The following is a 22,728-nucleotide window of genomic DNA, read 5'->3' on the forward strand; positions in this document are numbered from 1 at the left end:
TAGCCATGGTCTCGTGGGCTCGGAGATGTGTATAAGAGACAGATTTTCTACGTAAGTGGCTTTTATTTATGGTCATTTCTTGTGACTGTCTTATGATTCCTTTATGATAAGAAGCACTATAATAGAAATCTACTACTGATATTCTCCATTACTAGTATTGATAATCAGCATATAATACTTATGACGATGATGTTTCGTTGCTGTATTTTTATGTGATGTATTACACCACAAAATCAGTATTTGAAATCGCTGTTACTTTGCCGAAAAATCAAACAGTAAACAAGTAATTATATGAGCGAGAAGAACATTACATTTGAAGATTTGCCCAAAGCAATGTCGTGGATGATGGATAAGTTAAATGAATTGGATTCCAAGATTGACAGTCTGAACAATCCAAGTCCCAATGTTCCAACCGAGCAATGGATGAACCTTAAAGAACTGTGTGATTATATTCCCAGTCACCCGGCAGAACAAACTGTGTATGGTTGGACGAGTTGCCATCTAATTCCATTTCACAAAAGAGGAAAGCGTATCATGTTCCTTAAATCTGAAATAGATGAGTGGCTTCATGCTGGCAAAATAAAATCTGAGAAAGATTTGGAAGATGAAGCTGCCCAATTCATAAAGTCAAAAAGAAATACCAGGTTCTAATGGATGCAACCAATTTATGCAATGCACTCAGAATGGAATTTGAAGGGGTCTTTGAAAGCAAGATTCCTTTGGATGCTTTTCCTGCCAAAATTCAAGATATGATATTGGCTTTAGCACGGCAAGAAAATTATTCCATTGAGTACATGATGGCTTCTCTTTTGGTGGCAGTATCAACCGCTATTGGCAACGCTGTCAATATCCGTATTCGTGGTGGATGGATTAGTAATTCTGCCCTTTATATGATATTGGTAGGTCGTCCCGGAATGGGTAAAACTCCACCTCTGGATTTCGCATTCCGTCCCATCCGAAAGCATGATGCTAAAATCATCAAACAATTCAAATTGGATATGGAGCATTATAATAGCTTGGTTGAAAACGGCAAAGCTAAAAAAGACAACTCCTCTCCACTACCAGACAAACCTATTTTACGAAGAACTATCATATCCGATTTTACTCCGGAGGCTTTAATGCGTGCGCTTGATGATAATCAACGAGGTATCGTGGTATATGTAGATGAAATCATGGGAATGTTTAATGCCGTGAATCAATATAGTAAAGGGCAACTTATTGAGCAACTATTGACCGCCTTCAGCGGAAAACCGCTGGATATTTCAAGGTGTAGTATGCCTATACCGATTCATATAGAACACCCCTTTATAAATATAGTCGGTACAATGCAAACAACTCGTATGCACGAACTAATAGAGAAAGGTTATAAAGACAATGGGTTGATAGATAGGATAATTTTTGTATATCCATCCTCACAAGAAATTTCTGATTGGCAATTGGATGAAGATTCATCCTCCGCATCTTTTGATAAATACTCTGCTATGTGGGAATCTATCATTAACAAAGTAATTAGCTTACCTTTTACAGAGACAGAGGATAATGGATTAACACAAAAAATATTGGACTTTTCTTCGGAAGCCAAAGCCTTTTTTACAAACTGGCGTAACGAGGCGATTCGAGCTGTCAATCAAATCCAAGATGATGGACTCGTGGATAGCAGAGTGATTAAGGCTCCTATGATTACTGCTCGTTTGGCTTTAGTCTTGCAAATTCTTCGTTGGGCTTGTGATGAAGTCCACAAGGATTTTGTAGATATAGACTCAGCCAAATCAGCTATTGCATTGAGTGAATACTTTGAGAACTGTTACGTCAACATCCAGAAATATATGTTGAGAGAGAGCGTTGAACCACAAAAGAGAGAATTGCTTGATTGCCTTTCCGCAAATTTTACTACTGCCGATGCTCTTCAAGCCGGGAAAGAAGTGGGGCTGTCTGAACGGTCAGTAATGTATTCGTTGGTCAATCTTGCTACGAATAAGATTATCAAGAAGGTAAAGCGAGGTGAATATGAGAAACTGCAATAAACGATACCTTTTGCACTTTGCAGTTGTTGCAGTTTGCATATTGTCCCATATAACTTTCTGCAAAACTGCAATAAGTGCAAACTGCACGGACTGCAATAACAAAACGATGAAGTATGACTGAATATAGATTTTCTCTTCAAAAATATAAACGAGGTACAAAGCTATCATGTCCGAAGTGTGGAAAGAAGCAATGCTTTGTCAGGTATATAGATAGTCAAGGAGAAATAACCTTTCCTGATTATGTGGGTAGATGTGACCATGAACAATCTTGTCAATACCATTACACTCCATCAGATTATTTCCATGATAATCCAATGTTGGCGGACAGCAATAAGAATAGTTTTGTTGAAGTTCGCAAATCCCAACCATACTTGCCACCTCCCATTTCTTTTATTGACAAAGAACTAATGGAACGAACTCTTACTAACTACGGTATGAATCCATTGTACATTTACCTGTCAGGGATATTGGGCAAAGACGAGACTTCTCGGATATTCCAACTATATCATATTGGCACATCAAAGAAGTGGGGCGGTTCTACTGTCTATTGGCAAATTGATTGGCAGGGTAATGTACGAACAGGGAAGATAATGTTGTACGATGCAGAAACAGGACATCGGACAAAAGAGCCAAGAAGTTATGTTAGTTGGGTACATACAGAGCTGAATCTCCCAAACTACAATTTGAAGCAATGTTTGTTTGGCGAACATCTGTTGTCTGAGATTCCGACTAAACCAGTAGCTATTGTGGAAAGTGAAAAATCTGCTTTGGTAGCTACCCATTATATGCCGGAGTTTATATGGTTGGCAACAGGTGGAATACACGGATGCTTCAATTCTGACGTGGTAAGTGTGTTGAAAGGTCGGTCAGTTATGCTATGCCCGGATTTGGGTGCAAGAGAGGTTTGGCAAACCAAGATGGCTTTACTCATTTCCGTATGTTCTAAAGTTGTATTGAGTGATAGTTTGGAACAATGCGCCACAGACGAACAGCGCAAGAACGGACTTGATATTGCGGATTTCTTATTGATGACTGAAACACCTGCGATGATACTTCAAAAGATGATAAAGCGAAATCCAAACCTACAAACTTTGATTGACTACTTGCATTTGGAACTGGTAGATTCCGGTTAGTGATGTGTTTTTGGAGAAGCCAAACTAAGGGGAAAGTAAAACTATTGATTATCCAAATAGATATAGGTGACAATAGCCACTCTTAAAGTTGACAGACAAATGGCATAGTTCGGACAAAGACAATGCTTGCATTTAAGATATGTAATGCCCCATTTTTAATGGGTATTCTATGCAAGAAGTACCACCGTCCGACAAAATAGTTTCACTCATTTGTCGTCTTGGAGGCTTCTTGCATTACTCGCAGGCTCGCAATGGATAGAACACTTTTAGAAATAAATTCCAGTTATAAACGCTTATGAATATACAACAAGACAATAGCAAACAGAATGCTCGTACTCGTCATATAGACATTCGTTTGACTCAAAAAGAGTATGAAGCGATAGTAGAAAAAGCAGCCGAATGTGGACTGACACTTAGCAACTACGGACGAAGATTATTGCAAAATCACCATCCAAACAAACGACTTTCAGACAAGGAAGTACAAGGATTGAACTCTTTATCGGATGCACGAGCCGACCTTATCCGCATTCAGAATGTACTCAAAAGTAAACCTGATGAGATTAAAAAACGATACTTCCGAGATGAAGATTATATGCGTGCTTGGATAGAAGCAGTAAATAGGCTTATTGTCCGATGGGGACAAATACGAGATAGTATAAATCAAATTTGAAATTATGATAGCACAAGGAAACGCAATTTCTCATGGAGCACGAGCTATTGAGTATTCCATAGATAAAGACAAAGCCCGGCTCGTTAAGGTGAATGACTTGCCGGAAAATATAGAACCTTTGGCTATGTGGTCACGAATGATGCAACACCAGCATCAATGTATGAAGGACAGATATAATCCGAAACCCATAACGCTGAACGCACTGCGCTTTGAGATTTCTCCAGCCAAAGAAGAATCGGCAGGGTGGACAATGACGGATTGGCAGAATTTGGCGGATGAGTTTATCGCCGTGCTTGATAGCATTGACAGAAGATGTGGCAAACCAGATAGTCATCTTAAACCGACCAATATCAAAAATAGCCAGTATGTTGTTTCACTACACACTGACAGCAAAAGTGGCATCCCTCACTTGCACATTGTGGCTAACCGTATAGACAATATGGGCAAAACAAACGATGCGCACTATATTGGTGAACGTGCCGTTCATGCTGCCAACATCATCAATGAGAGACGTGGCTGGGTGCAATCCGTGCAACGTCGTGATGAGAATATTCAGCAAATCAGTGAAGACTGCATCGCCATTTTGAAAGCTATGCCAGAATTTGATTGGGAAACTTATTGCCAGATGTTAAACGCCAAAGGGTATGATATTAAGTTGACAAAAGACGATGAGGGAGTGGTTAAAGGCTATGCTATACGAAAAGGAAATTCCATTTATAAATCTTCAATATTGGGTAAAAGTCGAAAATTAATGCCATCAAAAATTGAAGCGACTTGGGCTGGATTACATGCTTCTAAGGAACAAATTCCCATTCAACCAACAGAAACAGAAGCACAAACAAAGGCACATAATAATAAAGAAGTGGTTATTCTGTCAAATCCTATAACTCATCACTATTCCATGTCTGTAGATGGAGAGCAATTTGAGGTTGATATACCAGATATGGTTAAGTCTGTCTTTGACGAAGAGTTTGGAAGCCTTGATGAAGAAGTCAAACAGACCAATTTATTCAAAGTTGCCGCCTTACTATTTGCCGGATATTTGGATGCTGCCACTTCTATGGCGGCTTCAAGCGGAGGTGGTGGCAGTCCCGGTGATGGATGGGGCAAAGATAAGGACGATGATGAGCGTAACTGGGCTATTCGTTGTGCAAAAATGGCAAAATGGCTCTGTAAGCCGATTAAGCGTAGCAGGGGTAGATAGTATTTCATTTATAATCACATAGAACCATGCGTAAAAGTAAATATGACCAATCTCCTTTACCAGTGCAGGGTAGTAAGTGCATAGATAAAGATGATAACATTAGCAAAATTGAAAATCGTGTTGATTTTGAAACCGAGCTTGTAAATCTCACGAATCAGATTAAGGACATCAAAGATGTTATCCAAGAATTGAGACAGATAAAAGCATTTGTAGATGCTTCAGTGTTAACTTTTGAAGAATCGGCACAGGTTCTCAATGCTGCTGTAAAAACATTTGACAATATCTCTGATACTATTTGCCATGCAATTATTCAGACGGAGAATACTGTTATAAATGTCAAACTTAGCGATGAGGATAAGGCTGTTCTTGCTGAATATCGCCATAGATTGATTGAGGCAGAAAAATCTTTATTTGAGAAGCAGATAACAGAATTGAAGGCACTTCATACTAATCACTGGAAAGAAGTCTATAAATATGTAAAATCTGACACTTCGTTTTCTCTTAATGGCAGGATAGCCAAATGTGCCATTGTCGGATTCTGGATATTGTATGCGTATTTTTGTTTGACACTGGGAGGATTGATAATTTATATGAAGTTCTTTTAGAGGAATTTGGAAGGATGGGCTGACCAACCTTCCAAATACATCACCATGTTATGACCTTATCAACAATCTCTTGTTGTTCGGCACTGCTACGCCTCAAATAAATGCGAGTGGTCTCAATGCTTTCATGTCCCATCAGGTCAGCAAGCAAAGAAATATCGTTGAACTTCTCCAAAAAATTCTTGGCAAAGCGATGGCGAAACGAATGAGGATAAACCACCTTCTCATTCAAACCATATTTTGTGGCATAGTTTTTTAACTGCTGCGCAATACCTCTGGTGGTGATACGCTCGCCAAAGCGATTGAGGAATAGATAACCGCTTGTACGATTGGTACTATTGAGCCACTCCGTAGCTTCCTTGCGGAGTGATTTAGGAATATAGATACGGCGTATCTTGCCACCTTTGGTATAGATGTCAAAATAACCTATCTGCACGTGTTCCACCTTCATTTGTATAAGTTCACTGACTCTTGCACCTGTGGCTGCGAGAAAACGAACAACGAAATACCATTCTTGGTTTTCTTCTTTTTTTAGTTTGTTTTTCAGAAAAGCGTAGTCGGCATTGCTGATTACATTTTCTAGATAACTACGCTGTTGTACCTTGACAGATTTTAATCTCAAACGAGATTTATTCATATAGTCAAGATACTTGTTCATTGCCTGAATACGTAGATTTACAGTTTTAGGCTTGAACTTCTCAATGAGATAAGTTTTATACACAAGCAAATTACGCTTGTTCAGTTCCTTGTGACGAGAATAATACTCTTTTACGGCATAGTGGTAAGCTGCAATCGTATTCTCCGCCATATTCCCTTGACGAAGATACGTTTCAAAATTTTCAATGTTCATGTCTAATACATTATTGGTTAAACAATTCATTATCGTTAATAATGTATGGTATTTACAAATTCATTGAGTTCCTATTATGAGAAGTTTCTCGCTACTGGGGAGGTGAAGTGCATTGACGAGGAGATTCCGTTTGAAATACCTGCTACTTGGGAATGGTGTAGATTAGGATATATTTTCTCACATTGCACAGGAAAGGCTTTGAACGGCACTAATAGAAAAGGAAATTTATACACATATATTACTACATCGAATCTCTATTGGGATAGATTTGAATTATCTTCCTTAAAAGAAATGTATTTTACTGAAGAGGAATTGGGAAAATGTACAGCTACTAAAGGCGACTTATTGGTATGCGAGGGTGGAGATATTGGAAGAAGTGCAATATGGAATTATGACTATAACATTAGGATTCAAAATCATATTCATAAACTGCGGTCTTACATCCCATTGTGTACACGATTTTTCTACTATGTAATGTATTTATACAAGGGCATAGGTTATATCGGTGGCAAAGGAATTGGAATCCAAGGATTATCATCTGGGGCATTGCACAATATTCTTATCCCTACTCCTTCAATTAACGAGCAAAAGCGTATTATTTCTCAAATAGAAGCAATTATGCCAATCGCTGTCAAATACGAAAAATCTCAAGAAGAATTAAATCAACTAAACGATAGCATTCATAATAGGCTTAGAAAATCCATTCTTCAAGAAGCAATCCAAGGCAAACTCGTCCCTCAGATTCCGGAAGAAAGAACTGCACAAGAATTACTTGAGCAGATACGGCAGGAGAAACAAAAGCTCGTAAAAGAGGGCAAGCTAAAGAAGTTTGCACTGTCTGATTCTGTTATCTATAAAGGTGACGATAACAAGTACTTCGAGAAGAATGGAAATACGGAAATGAATATTACTGACGAGATTCCATTTGAAATACCTGATAGCTGGAGTTGGGTAAGACTTAACGATATATGTTCTTATATCCAAAGAGGGAAGTCACCTAAATACTCTCTGATAAAGAAATACCCTGTTGTAGCGCAAAAGTGTAATCAATGGAGTGGTTTCTCAATAGATAAAGCCCAATTCATAGATCCAGATACTTTATCATCGTATGGTGAAGAACGTATTTTACAGGACGGAGATTTAATGTGGAACTCTACAGGATTGGGAACATTAGGACGAATGGCAATTTATTGTAGTACCTTAAACCCGTATGAATTGGCTGTGGCAGATAGTCATGTTACTGTTATAAGAGCAATGAAAAAGTTTGTTCTGCCACAATACCTTTATTACTATTTCACAAGCAATACGGTACAATCTGTAATAGAAGATAAATCGGATGGTAGCACAAAACAAAAGGAGCTTGCAACTGCTACAGTAAAAACTTATCTAGTTCCGATTCCACCTCTGATGGAGCAAAGCCGAATTATCTCAAAGATTGAGCAATTAGCAAGTATTATGAGAGGATAAATGGGCAAATTATTGAAATAGAGCTTCCTTTTGAATATCCTAACAATTGGTCTGTGCTACGTTTGAAAGATATTTGCCAACTAATAGACGGTGAAAAGAGAAACGGGAAGGACATTTGTCTGGATGCAAAATACCTACGTGGAAAATCATCTGCTACCATTGTAGAGAAAGGAAAATTTGTCTATGCTGGAGACAATATCATTCTTGTGGATGGAGAAAATTCAGGTGAGGTTTTTACTGTTCCACAAGATGGATATGTGGGAAGCACATTCAAACAGCTATGGCTTTCTTCGGCTATGTGGAAACCATATATCTTGGCTTTCATCTTGTTCTATAAAGAGGAATTAAGAAATTCAAAAAGAGGTGCAGCAATTCCGCACCTCAATAAAGAGTTATTCTACAACCTGCTTATTGGTATTCCACCTTTAGCTGAACAGCAACGTATAGCAGAACGGGTAAATGAATTATCGCAGTTGCTCAAATAGTTTTTCTATTTGGGCAACAATGCGATGTTGCTCTGCCAAGGATGGAATTGGCAATAATGCCGTTGATAAACGTTCTTTGCCAATGTTATAAAATGCCTGCCCTGATTTATTCGTTATAGATTTCATAAAATCAATCATAAAAGGAGAACTTAAAAGATAGAGAATATACTTTGAGAGCCATTGATTTTTCAGATACAAGCGAATGATAAATACGAACCCACCGACAGTTGTGTTTGGCATATCACTATTTACTCTTACCATTTTACCAATATTTTCCAAACTTGTAACCGCAGGTGTTAATATGTCATTCTCTTTCAATATAATATCCTCTTTAACTTTATCTTTTGTAAGAAATATATCATCATCTTTGATTCTCAATTCAAAAGGAGATATATTACCTCCACGCAGAATGCGGACACCCTCTTTTGTTGTAACGGTTTCTTCTTTTTTGAATGTTGCTCCTGTAAAGATTGAGCATATATCTTTTAGCCTACACCAACTCCATCCATTAGGCAAATCAAAGGCTATTTCCTCAGTAATTTCTTTGTCACTCTTTCCTACCTGCTCATAATACTTGTTATCGTCACCTTTAAAGATAACTGAATCTGTTAAAGCTGACTTTTTTAATTTGCCATCTTTGACAAGTTTTTCTTTCTCGGTTTTAATCTGTTCAAGCAATTCTTGGGCTGTACCTTCCTCTGCAATCTGTGGAACCAACTTGCCTTGAATAGCCTCCTGCAATATGGATTTTTTTAATAAGTATTGGATTTCGACATTTAATTGATTTTGTTCTTCTTGTACTTTTGAATACTTTTCTACCAATGGTAAGGCTTCGGACAACTTTAACGAAATACATTTTTGTTCCTTTAAAGGTGGAATAGGTATCAACAATTTTCTAATAGTCTCCATTGATAGGCTCGGTTGAGCTGTGGATTTCTTGATTGCATTTACTCCTCTTTGTCCACAAGGACTCATTAGCGCAAAAACTGCATAATCTAAAGAAATGCTATCATCAAGTGGTTCTATTTTTGCAACATTAGGAGCTAAGTGGTTTTTTCTTTCAGCAGGAAAAATGCAAGTGTCACCTATACCTGCACCAATAAATGTCATTAACAAACATTTTTTGTTCAAAGCACTTCTTTCTAACTGATTTGACAACATTTCAGAAATAGCTTCATTTTTGTTTTCTTCAAAAAATCCCATACGAACATTTTGAGCACGTACTATTGGAATTGGATTAGATGCTGATAGTGCTTCTTTGGTAAAAAACTTAGTGTATTCAAATCCAGCTAACTTTGTAACGAAAAAAACATTGCCTATTCGTTCCCATTCCCAGCCCTGCGGTATCTCAAACGGAATCTCTTCATCAATACACTTCACCTCACCAGTCGCGAGAAACTTCTCATAATAGGAATTGTCCTCACCACGGTAAATGATTGATTCGTTTTTGTCTTTCTTGATTTTCTTTTCCTTAATTAGTTTTTCTTTTTCTACTCTGATGCGTTCAAGAAGCATAGATGCAGGTTCGTCATTAGGATCTTGCGGTACAAGTTTCCCCTGTATCGCCCACTGAAGTATGCTGTTTTTTAATTGCTTTCCGTTCATTTTTTAATCCTCTGCTTGTACTCTATATGAGAAATACTTTGAGTCTATTTTTACTCCATTTTTAAGTTTGGAATCCATCTCCTTATTCATTGTTGGGAGGAAAGAAAAATAATTCTGAATAGCAGACATAATACCTGCATTGCAACTCTTGTTTTTTACCCAATTTTGAGGAATGAAACTTTTATTATTCTGCTCGCAATTGTTTTTTTCTGCCGAAATAGCACTGTTTAAACAGTTTGCCGCAATATTAATTATGCTGTCAACAAGATTGTTTTCAGAAGCAACTTTTAAGCACTCACTCGGTGATGGTACATTTGTTTGATTGTTACATTTAGCAAAAACCATTGATATGGCAAAAAGAAGATGGTATGGAGCATAAGCCTTCATTGTTAGTAGTTCCTCTTCCAGTCCTAATGGGTTTTCCTGAGTCCATGCATCCATTATTTTTCTCATCCAAAACGATAGAGCATAAGCATCTTCAGGCAAATAGTCGTTCTTGAACAATGTATTGAAATACTTGTCAAAAATCTTAGTTTCACCATAAGATAAATTAGGTCTTTGCATGTACCAAGCTGTAAGATTCTTTCCTAAATATGATAACTCTATGCAGTACTGTTTGTCCTTGTCGGCTGGAATAATTTCACCTCTTTTGGTTGCAAAGAATCCATTAGAATATTTTGCTTCGTATGCCTTTTTGAGTTTTAATATCTGCTTACTGTTACTGCGTAAATCTCTTGCCTTTACAGCACTTTGCGTGTTTGTGTTAATGCTAATAGAATCAGCCCTGTCTCTTTGTGGAATTTCATAAAATCTGAATAGAACATAAGCATCATCACGCTTTCGTACATTCTCACTACAACTTAAAATAGTATTCAATGATTGACATCCATTTACAACATTCAATCCATAAAGTTTAAACTCACCATTGCCACATTCTTCAATTTTGTTACAAATGGCAGTGATTCCATTATGAAAAAAGAAGAAGTCACCACATTTATTCGGATCGTTTATGGTTTTCTTGATCTTTTTATTTACGGTATTGTTAATGCCTAAACTCTGTCGTACATTTTTCTGGAACAAAGACCCATCTTTAATGCCAGGGAGTTTTATACATTCTTTCAGAGGCATGGCTGCAACTATTACGCTTGTCGCCCCTAATTCTGTCGTCATATATTTACCAGCTTCAAGCTTGATAGTATGGTTTAAAGTTGGATTCGTTTGTTCAATAACACAACTATAAGCATCTTCCAAACCTTGTTTATCAACTACGGAGAATTGTGTACTATAATTCAATTCAGCATCATCTTCCTCTGATAATTTGGTTTGGAATGAATGTATATCATCCATAGCCGCATCCGTAAAGATAGATGTTGTTATTAATTCAAAACATACGCAGTAAGAGTCATCTTCTAATGCTGTTGCTATTTCTGATATTTTAGTCTTTAATTTAGAATTAGCATTTTCCTGTAATTGAGCTAAGTTACTAAACTGGCTCCAAGCAGATATAACTTCTCTCACAGGAGTTGCATCAACAGATTCACCAAGGTAGTATTTCCCTTGTACAATATATATTTTTTGCTCGTCTTCATCAATATATACGGCATCAATTTGTTTATCATTGGCTCCGTCTGTGATGGCATCTTTAGCTTGTCTTTGATCCAGAAGATGTATATTCCGCATATACCACGCAATGAAACGTTGACCATCATTTGGAAAATTATTTTTATAATAATCTTGCGTAATTTCGTTTTTTATGATTTCAAGTACATTCGCCATAATTATATTCATTTATTCGTAATCTTCGCTTTGTATTCCTAACTCACCTTTGCTCATGGCATTGGCAATATCTATTTTCAGTTCTTCGTCATAATCTTTACTGGTCAAAAAGCTATTGACGATGCGTAGCAGCAAATCTTGGTCGATGTTCGATGCTGCCACGTGATAAATGATAGATTCCAATGTACGCATACAGATACAAGCGTGCCAATAGTAATTATTTTTGTGTAAGAAGTACGCACCCAAAGTCAGTGCAATACGCTTGTTCCCATCATTGAAGAAGTGCCCGGAACAAAATCTATACATCAAATAGGTCAGTTTGTCGGCAAAGGTAGGATAGTATAAATCGTTTTGCACAAAATCCAATGTAGCACGAATACCGCCTTCATCACGCACTCCTTCAAAGCCACCATCACTGGCATCAATCATTTTGCCATAGATGTTTAGGGCTTCATCGTAATCTATGTAAATAATTTCCTTACTCATCCTCTGCCTGTTTTAAGCGTTTCAGTACATCTTTATTGTCCGCTAAAATACGGTCAAAATCAATAGACTGGTCACCGATGAATCGTTCAAACTCTTCAGGAGTAACAGCTTGCAGATAGTCTGCAATGTTACCATGATACGCATCCCGGAAACTGAAGTCCCTTGAAGCCATTTTTGTTCTGGCATCATTCAGATAAGGTTTCTGCATGGGATGTTCGGCAAGTTCGTTTACAATACGCTCCACTTCGTCAATGGTAAGTTTTCTACCACCGTTTTCCTTGAATCGTTCATTGATAGCTGCACCCACACCGTTTTCAAAAGAAGAAATAACCAATAAAACCTCTGAATACAGCGTGTGTCGAACATTGTCTTTGGAATCCAACTTCAACACTTCCCGGTATTCCTTAGCATTCTCCTTGAATACAGCCTTGTATATGAAATCTGTAATTTGAGAATATTTGTATGTGGGATGTCCGTCCACATATTGATTGATGGCAGAAGTGAGATTTTTACGATAGTTTTCCTCTGTTATTGCGGCAGGAAGGTAATGCACATCCCTGCGGTTGATATATTTTGTTCCTCCACCTGTCTTTTCATTGATGGTAGTAATCACAAAATCCAAGATAAGGCTACGGACTTTCTTGGCTTTTTCACTCTCTGTAAGTAGCATACCCATATTCAAGAAAGAGCGGAAATTAAACAGTCCAAGTTGTGTTGTTTTGCTCGCCTCATTAATAAGGTGAGCAAATTCTAACTTAAACTCTTTCAGCTGTTTACCCTTACATAAAATATATCCGTTATGCTTCAATTCATCAGAATTTGATTGCAGGTAACGATCTATTGTAGATGTGTCAACTTGATAAAAGTCGGCAACCATTTTTTTTGTAAAGCGGTATTCTCCCTCAAAGAGCATTCCTTCTATATCAAGATGTTCTTGTACTTTACTGACCGCAAAACGATTGTTAAGTACATTCTGCCGTTCTATGTTTGAGATGGTCAAATCTTTCATATCACTTCACTATTATCAGTTACACGATTTTATGTCTATGCCGAGAATTTTTTGAATCTCAGAAAGGGTTTTGTCTATTTCATGGTCGAGTGCAGCACGTTTCTCAAAATACTGTTTGAGCAGTTCTGCCGGAGGGAGTATTTCTTCTTCCTCTTTCGGGAACTTGCACTGGTCGAAGTTGCAATCCAAATCAATCAACTGTTGGGCAGTGAACACACGGCTCTTTTCTCCCACTTCATCACTGATAATTTCTTTCCTGTCTTTCCACCATTCCTGAATAGGTAGGGTATGCTCCACCTTCATTGGTTTGGTCTTTGAGAAGTGCTTGTAGTCTTCCGGCATATCCAAGCGATAGAACCATATCTCTTTAGTCTTGAATCCTTCTTCGCAGCCCTCTGCTTCTTCATTATTAAAGAAAAGAATGTTGGTTGCAATAGAGGTATATGGGGAGAATATCGAGCCCGGTAAACGGATGATGGTATGCAGATTGAACTTGCGGAGTAAATTTTCTTTAAGTGCAAGTTTTGCTCCATCCGTACCAAACAAGAAACCATCTGGGATAATCACACCGCATCTACCACCAACTTTGAGGCGGTACATGATAAGGGCTATGAACAAATCCGCTGTTTCACTTGAACGGTACTGCACCGGGAAATTGCTTTTTACACTATCTTCTGTGCTACCACCATACGGAGGATTCATACCGATAACATCCACTTTATCGCTTTCCTTGAAATCAGTGATATTTGTTCCAAGCGAATCACAGTTAGCTATATTGGGAGCTTCAATATCATGGAGTAACAGATTTGTTATACTCAAAAGATAAGGTAGCGGTTTCCATTCTTGTCCCACGACTGCATTTTGCAGTTTTTCTCCATCTTCGGCAGAACTGACGCTCTTACTCATATAATTGAGAGCAGAGGTAAGGAAGCCGCCTGTACCACTGGTGAAGTCACCAAAGGTCTCGCCCAATTTCGGGTCAAGCATCATCACGATAAAGTCTGTCAAAGCACGTGGAGTATAGAACTCACCTGCATTGCCTGCTGATTGCAAGTCTTTCAAGATTCCCTCATAAATATCTCCAAATGTGTGGCGGTCATCAGCATCGTCAAATTCGATTTCATTTACGATGTTGACCACTTGACGCAAAAGCGTTCCATTCTTCATATACTGGTTTAAGTCAGCAAATGTTTCTAGAACAATGCTTTTGGCTCTTGGTGTATTGGCGTCTATCGGAAGATTCTTTAAAGTAGGGAACAGTTTTTCATTGACAAAAGAGAGCAATGCTTCTCCTGTTAATGCTTCACCGTCTTTTTCATCTACTGCCCATTTACGCCAACGCAAATCTTCGGGGATGATAGACTTGTAGTTTTCATCTTTGTATTCCCAAGTTTCTTCCTGAGTGTCATAGACTTTCAAGAAAAACATCCAAGTCATTTGTTCAATTCTCTGTGCGTCACCATTGATACCAGCGTCTTGGCGCATTATATTTTGGATTCGCTTTATGATGTTGTTTACTGCCATTTTTAAGCTGATTTATAAATTTGATATTCTAGTTCTCTGATGGCTTGCTCAAAAGCAACCTTACCGCCAAATAACTTTATGATTTTTGTTGGTTTTCCTATGCTGTTGAACGGCGGTATCTCCAAAATATTTGCCTTTTCAAAGTCGAGAATACCATTCTCTGCATATTTGTCAAGAAGAGCCTCCAATACTTCACGGGCTTTACCTTCGTACTTCCCGAAGTAATTACGCTTCTTTACATTGTTTGCTCTCTCTTTCCTTGTTAATGGCGGTTGGTCAAACGCAACGTGGCATATCACATCAAAGATGTCGGCATCCTTCAATGCCGGATTAGCTTCACGTACAGCATCTATCAGAATAGCATATTCTTTCAATTCATCCATAATGGCTTGTTTGCGTTCTGCCTCCGTCCACGTTTGGATAAAATCATCCAAAGTTTGGTAATGGCGTAATAATTGCTTTTTAGCAAACGACTGAACACTTTCCGTTCTCATCGTCTTGCCATCTTCTCCTAACACTGAAACGATTTCATGGGCAATGCGAATATTCTTACCGCTGATAAGATATTTCTCACGAGGCTCAGATACTATTGGAATTTCTGGAGCATCTATGATTTTGTAAGGCTTGGGCTTTTTCCCTCCTCCTTTTGGTGGTTCCGGGTCGCCATCAAATGCTGGATCTTTGAATTTTGCGGTAGCATTGCGGAAATCAAGGATTTCCAAATGCCATTTGCCCTTGTCTTTTCTAAGTCGTGTACCTCGTCCAATGATTTGCTTAAATTCAGTCATAGAACCAATTTCTTTGTCTATGACGATTAAACCACAAGTTTTGCAGTCCACTCCTGTAGATAAAAGTTCAGATGTGGTAACAATTACAGGATAAGGCTCATCTACACTAATGAAATTGTCCAGTTGTTTCTTACCTTCTTTATCCTCGCCAACAATACGTGTAACATAGTAAGGCGACTTTTTACATAAATCGCTATTCATATTGATAAGCAGCGTCCGCATTTCGGCAGCTTCCTCAATATCAGAACAGAATACGATTGTCTTTGTCATACGACCAATGTCATGTAACATTTGGGTTATCCTATGTGCTACTACTTTACGCCTTAACTTGATGGCAAGATCACGACCTATATTCTGTCTTTGATATAGTTTCTGTTCAATCTCCTTGCCTAATAAATCTATTTCACCTTCTTCTGGAGTCCATCCTTGTAAATCAATATTAATAAAGTCTGCTGTAACTCTGTATGGAGCTAAGAAACCATCTTGAATGCCTTGAAGAAGTGAATAGGTATATACTGGTTCACCGAAATAATCCAAGTTGTTTGCTCCTTCGTCAGCTTTCGGTGTGGCTGTCATACCAATTTGGGTAGCCGCACTAAAATATTCCAATACCTTGCGCCATGCGGAATCGTCTTTTGCACTTCCTCTATGACACTCATCGACAATAATTAAATCAAAGAAATTTGGCTGCACCTCCAAGAATGGGTCTGGTTTACCCTCTTTCCCGACTAATTGGTGGTATAAAGCCATATACACCTCAAACGCAGAATTAATCTTAGCTTCTCCTTCTTTAGGTGAGATTATTTTAGTTATTATACCCTGCTTCTTGAAAGGTTTGAAGTCCTGAACCATTGTTTGGTCTATAAGAACATTGCGGTCTGCAAGATAAAGTATCTTTTTCTTTGCTTTACTCTTATGAAGTTTATGGATAATCTGGAATGCAGTAAAAGTCTTACCAGTACCAGTTGCCATTACTACAAGGACACGTTGTAGTCCTCTTGCGATAGCTTCTACTGTACGGTCAACTGCTATACGTTGATAATATCTTGGTTCATGGCTATGAGCATCATAGTAGAAAGGTGTTTCTATTATATTGAGCTCCTCCGATGTGTAGCTTTTGGATTCAAGATAACGGTTATATAGTTCTTCCTCTGTCGGAAAGTCCTCTAACTTAATTTCTGTTTCTTTCCCCGTGATAAAGTCATGTTCCAAGAACGCATCGCCATTACTGGAGTAGGCAAATTTAAGGTCAAGGATTTGGGCATAATCCATAGCTTGTTGAATGCCCCCCCCAACCGCATGTTTATTATCTTTAGCTTCAACTACCGCAATGGGCTTACCTTTATGATATAATAGGTAATCCGCTTTTTTGCCCTCCGCTACTGAATGTTGATTGCCAATAACAAGTACTCGACCATCTGTAAAATAGTACTCTTCACGCATATTTACACTTACAGCCCAACCTTTTCGTTGGAGCGCAGGAGTAATGAACAGAGTGCGTATCTCTTGTTCTTTGAGTTCTTTCTTGTTTACTTCCATGACAATAAATCAGTTATGATTACTGCTGACAATTAGGTCTTTCACGTCAATATTAAGAACATTGGCTATATCATTAAGCGTTTTAAGGTCTGGCTGAACCGAATTGCTGCACCATTTACTTACAGTACAGTTGGACTTCCCAATTTGCTCTGCAAGCCATTTTCCTGTTTTCTGTTGCTCTGCAAGTACCACTTTTAATCTGTTTAAATTAGCCATGAGGTAAAATGTTTTAATCACAGAGCAAAATTATATAATTTATCCGACATCAGCACTACTTCCTATAATAATTATTATCAGGAAGTGGAAAAGAGGCTCAAACAATGTATTTTGATAAGATATTCTCATCAATTTCAATCTTGTGCCGTCCTGTGGTTGTACGCAGATTCTTCCTAATAGTATCAAATGTTGAATTAGTAAACCACTCTGCGAATGTCACCATTACGAATGATGTAGTCATATCTCCACCTATATTATATTGAAAAGCGATATTCCAAGCAAAGTTCTTCAACGAGATTTGAGTGAGGGAGGTACGCTTCTTGATATGAATTTCGGTTGCAGAAAGCACTTGACGGTTAGCTGCAAAATAGCGGACAGATTCGCATATTTGGTAAATCTCTGTTTCCTCCAAATCAAAACGCTTAAATATATCTCGTGTGTATCTTAGGATAGCATTCAACTTTTCATCTTCTTCTCGTTCTTTTTGCCATTGGTATTGTTGCTGCTCACGTTGGTATTCATAATGAAATAGCTCCATTCGCTTCTTCTGGACTTCTTTACAGTTTGAGGTAGGTGAATATGCTAAAGGCTGTATCTTTTTACTCACACACTTTTTGATAGATATTAGAAGTGATGGAGGAATTGCATCAACAATATACCTTGCTGAGATACAGCAAAGATGGTATAGTAGTTTTTGTATGACATATCCGATGACCATAACTAATGGAATCAAACTCATTCGTATTCCAAGCATATTGCATACTTGAAACGCTACCATCGAAGCTAATAGCACCATAGTAACCTCGATTATCAGAGAGTGAAGTATATATTGTTTTTGCTTCATACCTATTGTTGTTTATTTCGCAATGCAAAGATACAACACATTTTCATAGAAAACGAAAGATAAAAATAGGTACAATTTTGCAAATCAATGGTTTATGAAAAGAAAATCCAAACAAATGCAAATATCCAAGGCGAAATGAAAGCATCTGCAAACAAAAGAAAATACTTAAATAAAGTTAAAGTTATATTATGCGTTTATTGAGCATACAAAACACCCCATAAGATTATGCTTTGGTTATAAAATAGCCATATTTGTACCAAGCATAATGTAATAAACTGATATACAATTGTGATTATATTTGAGGAAGTGAAGTAAAGATCGCTGAATATACAATAAATTAAAATAAGAGAGCTGTAGATTAAATGTTTACAGCTCTCTTTTGTTTTATATGTAATGTGATTTATTTGAACCCGGACTTTATTACAGTATTTCTCTAATCTTCTCGCGGTTCCCCACAATCCAAACGAGATCTCCTAATTGGAAAGCCGTATCTTTATCCAGAGGGATCAATTCATTATTCCGTTCAATAGCCACAACGATACCGTCGTACTTTTCTCCCAAATGAGACTGCGCAATGGTTTTATTTAAGAAACGGAATTCATCATCTACAGTGAAAGAGTGGAGCGTCATCTTTTTATCTACTGCATCCGTATCTATTGTGTTTTTTACATCTTCTATTCTATTTCTGAACTCCTGCAATTGCATATCCGTACCGACTACAGTCAGTTTATCCTGCGGATAAATAGGTTCAGAACTTTTCGGAATGTATATATTCAAATCACCACGCGTGATTGCAACTATATTCACTCCAAAATTTTGCCTGAATGAAAGTTCTCCTAAAGACTTGCCGATGTAATCGGAATAAGGCGATACCACGACAGACGTCAAATCAAGGTCCTTGTCATTGAACTCGCTATTGAAACTTGTTTTTAGCGGGTGTCGTTTTTTAGCAATCTCTTCCCGTCGGTTAAGATTGGCTAGGAATCTTGTTTCCAATCGTGAATATTGCGTGAGGTCTTCCCTAAGAATAAGAATCAATGCCACAACAGCTATGGCAATAATCACACTTATTCCCCAGTTCAGCTTGAAATAGCTGATAACTACGCTAGTGATAAAGAAAAGAGCAACAGATACACGGCCTAGAACGAGAGAAACCAGTCGTCCGTGATTGTAATTCTCATCTCTCCATAGCTTCAGGAATAATTCGGAAGAGTTGTATTTGTTGGAGATGAGTGCCCACAAAAAAGGAGTCATAAGCAAAAGAGTGCCCAGACACATCACCAGCTTAATCCATAGGGTAACAGGAGCAAACATTTCACTGATGGCGGGATAAATGATTTGTATAGACAGCAGCCAGATAGCAGTGAGCAATACGCTATAAATAATAACCCTGCCAATCATGTTTTTTAGTAATTTCTTCCAGTCACTATCGTGGTTCATGGTCTTCTTGCCGGAAGCATAACGATCTAATGTTTCCTGTACTTTAGTAGGCAATATTTTGTAAAGCCATTCGGCAAAAGGGTTGGCTAAACGGATAAAATAAGGAGTCGTGAAAGTGGTGATAACAGATACAGCCACAATAATAGGTGAAATAAACGGATCGAGCACTTTGAGCGAAACACCCAGTCCGGCAATGATGAAAGCAAACTCTCCAATTTGTGCCAGGCTGAATCCGGATTTGATAGAAGTGTTCAGTGGCTCTCCGGATAAGAGTACGCCAAATGAAGAGAAAATGGCTTTACCGATAATGGTAACCAGAGTAATGATGATAACAGGCCAGGCATATTCTACCAATATAGCCGGATTCACCAGCATACCGACTGATACGAAAAAAATAGCTCCGAAGAGGTCTTTTACCGGTTGTATGATATGTTCGATGTGCTCGGCTTCGATGGTTTCGGCAAGAATAGATCCCATGATAAATGCACCTAACGCCGTTGAAAAGCCTGTATAGGTGGCCAATACCACCATTCCCAGACAAAGACCGATTGAAACAATCAAAAGCGTCTCATTATTCATCAGCTTCTTTGCTTTTTTAAGAAAAGCCGGAATAACGAAAATACCGATGAGAAACCACAGGATTAAAAAGAAAACGACTTTGAGAACACTAATCAATAAGTCTTCACCCACAAAGTCCTGACTTACCGCCATTGTAGAAAGAAGTACCATCATTAAAATGGCAATCAGGTCTTCCACTACCAGAGTACCGAATACGATGCCCGTGAAACGCTGGTTGCGTAACCCCAAATCATCAAAGGCCTTGATAATAATTGTGGTAGACGACATAGACAACATTCCCCCAAGAAAGATGGAATTCATTGTACCCCATCCTAACAATTGTCCTATCAGAAAACCTATGAGCAACATACTGACGACTTCGGTGGTGGCCGTAATAAAAGCTGTGGAACCTACATTCATGAGCTTTTTAAAACTAAACTCCAGTCCAAGTGCGAAGAGCAGGAAAATAACACCTATTTCCGCCCATATATTGATATTTTCGATATCTCCCACGGTGGGGAAAATATTTATATAAGGCCCCGCTAGTAATCCGGCAATGATGTAACCTAAGACTAAAGGTTGTTTCATCCATTTGAACAGCAAGGTTATTACACTGGCCGATATTAATATCAGCGCAAGGTCGGCAATCAAAGTTGGCAAATGTGACATTTAGTGATGGATTTATTCATTTTTATATTCCTGATAGTTAGACAGAAAAGAGACAAGGGACATGGATGTTCAGCTCTTTTCTTTTGCGAGAGTGTCGGCAGTCAATTATTCATTATATTGTTTTCCTCTACAAAAAGAGGGAAACAATATAATAGATAGTTGCTGCCAAGAGTCCACTGACCGGAATTGTAAGAATCCAGGCAGTCATGAGGCTTTTTGTTATTCCCCAGCGAACGGCAGAGAGGCGTTTGGTTGCACCTACTCCGATGATTGCACCTGTGATAGTATGTGTAGTACTAACGGGGATTTTCAGCATTTCCGTGATGTAGAGAGTGAAAGCACCGGCTGTTTCGGCAATTACTCCTTCCAATGGGGTTACTTTGGTGATTTTGGTTCCCATTGTCTTTACTATTTTCCAACCTCCGGACATGGTGCCGAGTGAGATGGCGGTGAAACACGAAAAAGCAACCCAGTCGGGAAGGTCATTGATGCTGTTGATACCCATGCCCAATCCCATAGAATGGGCGGCTATCATGGCAGCGGCAATGATACCCATTACTTTTTGTGAATCATTCAATCCATGTCCGACGCTGAAGAGAGCGGAAGAAACGAGCTGCAACCTCTTAAACCAGACTTCAGCTGTATGAGGATGTGCACGGCGGCAGATGTAAAGCACAAACAGAGTGAAACCGAAAGCAATCACCATTCCGATAAAAGGAGCCAGAAAGATGAAAGCTGCAATTTTAAGAATGATATTAAGTTGAATTGCTTCAAACCCGTTTGCCATAATGGCAGCTCCTGCAAATCCTCCGATAAGCGTATGTGAGGATGAAGACGGGATACCTTTCCACCATGTTATCAGGTTCCAGGTGATGGCTGCTATGACTCCTGCCAATATAATAGGTAAAGTGATATATTGTTCTACCACCGTTTTGGATACTGTGTTGGCAATACCGAATCCGCCTATTATGTATTTGGCAATGAAAAAAGCAACGAAATTGAAGAAAGCAGCCCATAGTACAGCTTGAAAGGGCGTAAGCACCCTAGTAGAGACGATTGTAGCTATTGAGTTTGCTGCATCGTGAAAGCCGTTGATATAATCGAATATCAGAGCCAGAATAATGATAGTTACTAATAATTCCATGTGTTCCGGCTTACTTTATGCGTACTTTACAATCAGGTTTTTCAGAATCTTGCCTACGTGCTCTGCGGCATCGGTCGTTTTCTCCAGTTCATGCATGATTTCTTTAATTTTGATAAGTTCAATGCAGTCTTTTTCTTCTTCAAATAGCCTGGTGATAAAGAATTCATATACGTCATCTGCCTGATTCTCGATTTCATGTAATCTTGAGCAATATTCCCGGAGAAGAGTCGGTTTCTTACGGAATATTTCAAGTTCGTCCATGGCTTTACAGATGTAGGTCGCTTCTTCCTGAATTAAACGGCTCAATTCTTTTCCGTTCTCCGAGATAGGACGGGGATTGTAAATAGAGATTCGTTTGGCACAACTATTTATTCCGTCGATGACATCATCCATGCAGGAAGCTAAGTCATGAATATCTTCACGGTCGAAAGGAGTGATGAATGTAGTGCCCAATTCATCAAAAATCCGATGCGTCAGTTTGTCCCCTTCACGTTCCAGCTCTTTGATTTTCTTGTAGTAGTCTGCACGTTCTGTTGGTGAGTCATGTTGCAAGCTTTCTGTTAAAACAACGGATGCTTCACAAAGTACTTCTGAAAGTTGTTTCAGCAATGGGAAAAATTTGGGCTCCTTTGGAGTAAACCGGCTAAAAAAAGAATTTTTCATAAGTGTAAAAACTTTAAATTGTTTTTTCTTCT

Annotated in this window: 20 protein-coding genes; 8 read left to right on the forward strand and 12 right to left on the reverse strand. The window is 38.4% G+C overall.

The genetic code is table 11. The features are described from left to right. Positions 1-291: 291 nt before the first annotated feature. From LPH68_RS13665 to LPH68_RS13690, 6 genes are all read left to right on the forward strand, one after another. Positions 292-651 carry a helix-turn-helix domain-containing protein gene (locus LPH68_RS13665; RefSeq protein ID WP_016272811.1) on the forward strand — a complete coding sequence of 120 codons (360 nt, stop codon included), beginning with the start codon at positions 292-294 and terminating at the stop codon, positions 649-651. Then, a complete protein-coding gene (locus LPH68_RS13670) occupies positions 651-2,024 on the forward strand; it encodes a DUF3987 domain-containing protein (RefSeq protein ID WP_016272810.1) in 1,374 nt (457 codons plus the stop codon). Before LPH68_RS13665 ends, LPH68_RS13670 begins: the two co-directional genes overlap by 1 nt. Positions 2,025-2,137: 113 nt before the next feature. Further along, positions 2,138-3,157 (forward strand): DUF6371 domain-containing protein, encoded by a 1,020-nt coding sequence (locus tag LPH68_RS13675; RefSeq protein ID WP_016272809.1) that lies wholly within the window; start codon positions 2,138-2,140, stop codon positions 3,155-3,157. Positions 3,158-3,452: 295 nt separating this feature from the next. Continuing rightward, positions 3,453-3,827, forward strand: a complete 375-nt coding sequence (locus LPH68_RS13680; protein WP_016272808.1) for a hypothetical protein — start codon at positions 3,453-3,455, stop codon at positions 3,825-3,827. Between the two features lie 4 nt (positions 3,828-3,831). Beyond that, the gene (locus tag LPH68_RS13685) at positions 3,832-5,031 is read left to right on the forward strand and encodes a relaxase/mobilization nuclease domain-containing protein (protein WP_016272807.1); all 1,200 of its coding nucleotides are present in this window, start codon (positions 3,832-3,834) and stop codon (positions 5,029-5,031) included. A gap of 26 nt (positions 5,032-5,057) precedes the next feature. Then, positions 5,058-5,636, forward strand: a complete 579-nt coding sequence (locus LPH68_RS13690; protein WP_016272806.1) for a hypothetical protein — start codon at positions 5,058-5,060, stop codon at positions 5,634-5,636. Between the two features lie 40 nt (positions 5,637-5,676). Here the strand turns inward: LPH68_RS13690 and LPH68_RS13695 are convergent, their stop codons facing one another. Next, positions 5,677-6,483, reverse strand: a complete 807-nt coding sequence (locus LPH68_RS13695; protein ID WP_032600157.1) for a tyrosine-type recombinase/integrase — start codon at positions 6,481-6,483, stop codon at positions 5,677-5,679. 45 nt (positions 6,484-6,528) lie between these two features. Between LPH68_RS13695 and LPH68_RS13700 the strand changes: the two genes are divergently transcribed. Together LPH68_RS13700 and LPH68_RS13705 are read left to right on the forward strand one after the other, a co-directional pair. Beyond that, positions 6,529-7,950 (forward strand): restriction endonuclease subunit S, encoded by a 1,422-nt coding sequence (locus LPH68_RS13700; RefSeq protein WP_122205798.1) that lies wholly within the window; start codon positions 6,529-6,531, stop codon positions 7,948-7,950. A gap of 62 nt (positions 7,951-8,012) precedes the next feature. Next, positions 8,013-8,435, forward strand: coding sequence for a restriction endonuclease subunit S (locus LPH68_RS13705; protein WP_032600056.1), 423 nt, complete (start codon positions 8,013-8,015; stop codon positions 8,433-8,435). On the opposite strand, the gene LPH68_RS13710 is transcribed toward LPH68_RS13705, so the two are convergent. From LPH68_RS13710 to LPH68_RS13760, 11 genes are all read right to left on the reverse strand, one after another. Beyond that, positions 8,415-10,040, reverse strand: coding sequence for a restriction endonuclease subunit S (locus tag LPH68_RS13710; protein WP_122205799.1), 1,626 nt, complete (start codon positions 10,038-10,040; stop codon positions 8,415-8,417). The genes LPH68_RS13705 and LPH68_RS13710 overlap by 21 nt on opposite strands. Positions 10,041-10,043: 3 nt before the next feature. Beyond that, positions 10,044-11,816, reverse strand: a complete 1,773-nt coding sequence (locus LPH68_RS13715; RefSeq protein WP_016272801.1) for an AIPR family protein — start codon at positions 11,814-11,816, stop codon at positions 10,044-10,046. Positions 11,817-11,828: 12 nt separating this feature from the next. Further along, positions 11,829-12,302 (reverse strand): Fic family protein, encoded by a 474-nt coding sequence (locus LPH68_RS13720; protein ID WP_016272800.1) that lies wholly within the window; start codon positions 12,300-12,302, stop codon positions 11,829-11,831. After that, positions 12,295-13,311, reverse strand: a complete 1,017-nt coding sequence (locus LPH68_RS13725) for a hypothetical protein (protein WP_016272799.1) — start codon at positions 13,309-13,311, stop codon at positions 12,295-12,297. The genes LPH68_RS13720 and LPH68_RS13725 overlap by 8 nt, the downstream gene beginning before the upstream one ends. Positions 13,312-13,326: 15 nt before the next feature. Continuing rightward, on the reverse strand, positions 13,327-14,835 hold the full coding sequence (locus tag LPH68_RS13730) for a class I SAM-dependent DNA methyltransferase (protein ID WP_016272798.1): 1,509 nt from the start codon (positions 14,833-14,835) through the stop codon (positions 13,327-13,329). Between the two features lie 2 nt (positions 14,836-14,837). Next, a complete protein-coding gene (gene hsdR, locus LPH68_RS13735) occupies positions 14,838-17,162 on the reverse strand; it encodes an EcoAI/FtnUII family type I restriction enzme subunit R (RefSeq protein ID WP_016272797.1) in 2,325 nt (774 codons plus the stop codon). Between the two features lie 9 nt (positions 17,163-17,171). Further along, positions 17,172-17,378 carry a helix-turn-helix transcriptional regulator gene (locus tag LPH68_RS13740; protein WP_016272796.1) on the reverse strand — a complete coding sequence of 69 codons (207 nt, stop codon included), beginning with the start codon at positions 17,376-17,378 and terminating at the stop codon, positions 17,172-17,174. Between the two features lie 97 nt (positions 17,379-17,475). Beyond that, positions 17,476-18,222, reverse strand: a complete 747-nt coding sequence (locus LPH68_RS13745) for a hypothetical protein (protein ID WP_016272795.1) — start codon at positions 18,220-18,222, stop codon at positions 17,476-17,478. Positions 18,223-18,642: 420 nt separating this feature from the next. Then, complete coding sequence (locus LPH68_RS13750) at positions 18,643-20,889, reverse strand: cation:proton antiporter (protein ID WP_151923223.1); 2,247 nt, start codon at positions 20,887-20,889, stop codon at positions 18,643-18,645. Positions 20,890-21,016: 127 nt separating this feature from the next. Continuing rightward, on the reverse strand, positions 21,017-22,033 hold the full coding sequence (locus tag LPH68_RS13755) for an inorganic phosphate transporter (RefSeq protein WP_151923224.1): 1,017 nt from the start codon (positions 22,031-22,033) through the stop codon (positions 21,017-21,019). A 15-nt stretch (positions 22,034-22,048) separates the two neighbouring features. Continuing rightward, the gene (locus LPH68_RS13760; RefSeq protein WP_004316899.1) at positions 22,049-22,696 is read right to left on the reverse strand and encodes a DUF47 domain-containing protein; all 648 of its coding nucleotides are present in this window, start codon (positions 22,694-22,696) and stop codon (positions 22,049-22,051) included. Between the last annotated feature and the right edge of the window lie 32 nt (positions 22,697-22,728).

The sequence above is a fragment of the Bacteroides sp. 1_1_30 genome, assembly GCF_020982715.1.
Lineage (GTDB): Bacteria > Bacteroidota > Bacteroidia > Bacteroidales > Bacteroidaceae > Bacteroides > Bacteroides xylanisolvens.